At 71.9% G+C, this 2,997-nt stretch carries 2 protein-coding genes and 1 pseudogene; 1 reads left to right on the plus strand and 2 read right to left on the minus strand.

What is annotated here, in order from left to right; all coding sequences use genetic code 11:
• Positions 1–1,214: pseudogene (locus AOK16_RS22675) on the minus strand (hypothetical protein); the annotation flags it as partial.
• Positions 1,215–1,443: 229 nt separating this feature from the next.
• Positions 1,444–1,884: a methylmalonyl-CoA epimerase gene (gene mce, locus AOK16_RS22680; RefSeq protein WP_055474011.1), complete on the minus strand. Its 441-nt coding sequence runs from the start codon at positions 1,882–1,884 to the stop codon at positions 1,444–1,446.
• 136 nt (positions 1,885–2,020) lie between these two features.
• Between mce and AOK16_RS22685 the strand changes: the two genes are divergently transcribed.
• Positions 2,021–2,997, plus strand: a 977-nt coding sequence (locus tag AOK16_RS22685) for an acetyl-CoA C-acetyltransferase (RefSeq protein ID WP_079101670.1), incomplete at its 3' end; no start/stop codon positions are given.

The following is a 2,997-nucleotide window of genomic DNA, read 5'->3' on the forward strand; positions in this document are numbered from 1 at the left end:
AGTCGGTCCGCCTCCGCCTCGGCCTCGCGGCGGATCCGCTCGGCCTCCTCGGACGCGGCCCTGGTGGTCGCGTTGGCGTCCTCGGAGGCCTTGCTGAGCACCTCCTCGGCGTTGCGCGCGGCCTTGGCCAGCTGGGCCGCCGAGTCCTCGGCCGCTCTCGTACGGGCCGAGTCCTGCGCCTCGGAGACCAGCCGCTCGGCCTCGGCGCGGGCGTCGTCCCGCAGCTGCTCGGCCTCGCCGCGGAGGGCCTCCGCCTCCTTGGTGGCCTCGGTCACCATCCGCGCGATCTCGGCCTTGGCCGTACGCGCCCGCTGCTCGTTCTCCGACTCGGCCGTGGACAGCCGCTTCGACGCGTTGGCCGCCGCCTCCTCGCGCAGCCGCTCGGCCTCGGCGCGCGCCGCGCGCAGCGCCTCCTCGGCCTCCTTCATCCGCGTCTCGGCGGCCCGGGTCAGCTCGGTCGCCTCGCGGCGGGCCGTCTCGGACTCGCTCGCGGTGGAGGAGCGCAGCTGCTCGGCGTGGTCGGTGGCCTCCTGGGCCTGCGTGGAGGCCGCGTTGAGCAGCCGTTCGGCATCGGTGCGGGCCCGGCGCAGGATCGCTTCGGCCTCGGTGCGGGCCGTCTCGGACTCCGACACCAGCCGCTCGCGGGCCTGTTCGGCCAGCCGGTGCGCCTCGGCGCGGGCGGCGGACAGGGACTGCTCGGCCTCGGCGCGCGACTCCTCCATGAGCCGGCGGGCCTGCGACTCGGTGCGGGCGCGCAGTTGCTCGGCCCAGGCGACGTTCTCGTTGACGTGGGACTCGACGGTGGCCCGGCGCTCGGCCAGCTCCTGGTCCAAGCGCTGGCGGCGGCCCACGGCCTCGGCGTGCAGCTCGGCCTCCAGCCGGGACTGCCGCTCGGCCTGCTCCTGGAGCAGCCGCTGGGTCTGGGCGCGGGCCTCGCGCAGCTCGCGCTCCGCGTCGGTGCGCATCTGGTCGGCCTGGACCTGGGCGTTGCGGAGCAGCTGTTCGGCCTGGTAGCCGATGTCGGCGCTGTCGTAGGCGGGGCGGGTCGCCAGGGCACGGCGGGCCTCGTGGAGCTTGGCGCGCAAGACCTCGACCTGGTAGCCGAGGTCGTCGGCGTGCTGGACGGCCTTCTCCCGCTCGGTCTTCAGCCGCTCCATCTCGGCCTCGAACTTCGACAGGTGGTCGTCAGCCTCGTAGCGGTCGTAGCCCCGCACTGCGCGGTCCCATCCGTCCCGTGGTCGCGTCGACGGCGGCGCCCGCCCTGCACGTCCAGGCGCCGACCCGGTCTCCGATCTGCACAGTCCTTCTCTGGTGCGTCTCCGGCACGCGGTGTTGTACGTGCCCACCGGAGAATGGTGTCAGATCATCGGCGGGGAATGGGCCACAGCCCCCCAACCCGCACCCCGGCCGAGCGGCCACTCTACCGGCCGGGAGCCCCCGAGGTCAGTGCGCGTTTCGGCGTTCCGCCGCGGCAGTCACCAGTTCCGTCAGCACGCCGTGACAGTCTTTCGGGTGCAGGAACGTGATACGCGAACCCATCGAGCCCCGGCGCGGCTCCTCGTAGAGGACCCGTACGCCCTTGTCCCGTACGGCCGCCGCGTCGCCGTCCACGTCCGCCGTGCCGAAGGCGATGTGGTGCACCCCCTCGCCGTGCCTGGCCAGCCACTTGCCCACGGCGGAGTCCTCGCGGATGGGCTCCAGGAGCTGGATATAGGAGGCGCCGCCGTCCGAGGTCTCGTTGACCTTCAGCATGGCCTCGCGGACGCCCTGCTCCTCGTTGACCTCGGTGTGGAACACCTCGAAGCCGTACGTGGCACGGTAGAACTCGACGGTCCTGTCGAGGTCGAAGCAGGCGATCCCGATGTGGTCGATGCGCGTCAGCATGGCTCCAGTGCACCGTTCGCACGCCCCATTACGCAACGTGCGCGCCGTCACACCCGCTGCCAGGTGACCGGGTCCGTACCGCTCAGTACATTTGAGATAACCCTCGTTAACCTTCCTTCTCCGAAGGGGCCGCACCATGACTGGTACGTCTGGCACCACCTCCGTGATCGTCGCGGGCGCGCGTACGCCCATGGGGCGCCTGCTCGGGTCCCTGCGCTCCTTCTCCGGGGCCGACCTCGGCGGCTTCGCGATCAAGGCCGCGCTGGAGCGGGCGGGCATCTCCGGCGACCAGGTGCAGTACGTGATCATGGGCCAGGTGCTGCAGGCCGGCGCCGGGCAGATCCCGGCCCGCCAGGCCGCCGCCAAGGCCGGCATCCCGATGAACGTGCCCGCCCTTACCGTCAACAAGGTGTGCCTCTCCGGGCTTGACGCCATCGCGCTCGCCGACCAGCTCATCCGCGCGGGCGAGTTCGACGTGGTCGTCGCGGGCGGCCAGGAGTCCATGACCAACGCCCCGCACCTGCTGCCCAAGTCCCGCGAGGGCTACAAGTACGGCGCGGTGCAGATGCTCGACGCCATGGCGCACGACGGGCTGACCGACGCCTTCGAGAACATCGCCATGGGCGAGTCCACCGAGCGGCACAACACCCGGCTCGGCATCGAGCGCCAGGCGCAGGACGAGATCGCGGCCCTCTCCCACCAGCGCGCCGCGGCCGCGCAGAAGAACGGGGTCTTCGAGGCGGAGATCACTCCCGTGGAGATCCCGCAGCGCAAGGGCGACCCGGTGGTCTTCTCGCAGGACGAGGGCATCCGGGGCGAGACCACCGCCGAGTCGCTCGGCAAGCTGCGGCCCGCCTTCGCCAAAGACGGGACCATCACGGCCGGTTCGTCCTCGCAGATCTCCGACGGTGCGGCCGCCGTGGTCGTCATGAGCAAGGCCAGGGCCGAGGAGCTGGGTCTGGAGTGGATCGCCGAGATCGGCGCCCACGGAAACGTCGCAGGACCCGACAACTCCCTCCAGTCGCAGCCCTCGAACGCGATCCAGCACGCCCTGGGCAAGGCCGGGCTCGGCGTCGAGGACCTCGACCTGATCGAGATCAACGAGGCGTTCGC

Source organism: Streptomyces pathocidini, assembly GCF_001418495.1.
Taxonomy (GTDB): Bacteria; Actinomycetota; Actinomycetes; order Streptomycetales; family Streptomycetaceae; genus Streptomyces; species Streptomyces pathocidini.

What these genes read in the sequence shown, in the direction of transcription:
- mce (WP_055474011.1), bottom strand. Translation starts at nt 1,884, where the DNA reads ATGCTGACGCGCATCGACCACATCGGGATCGCCTGCTTCGACCTCGAC.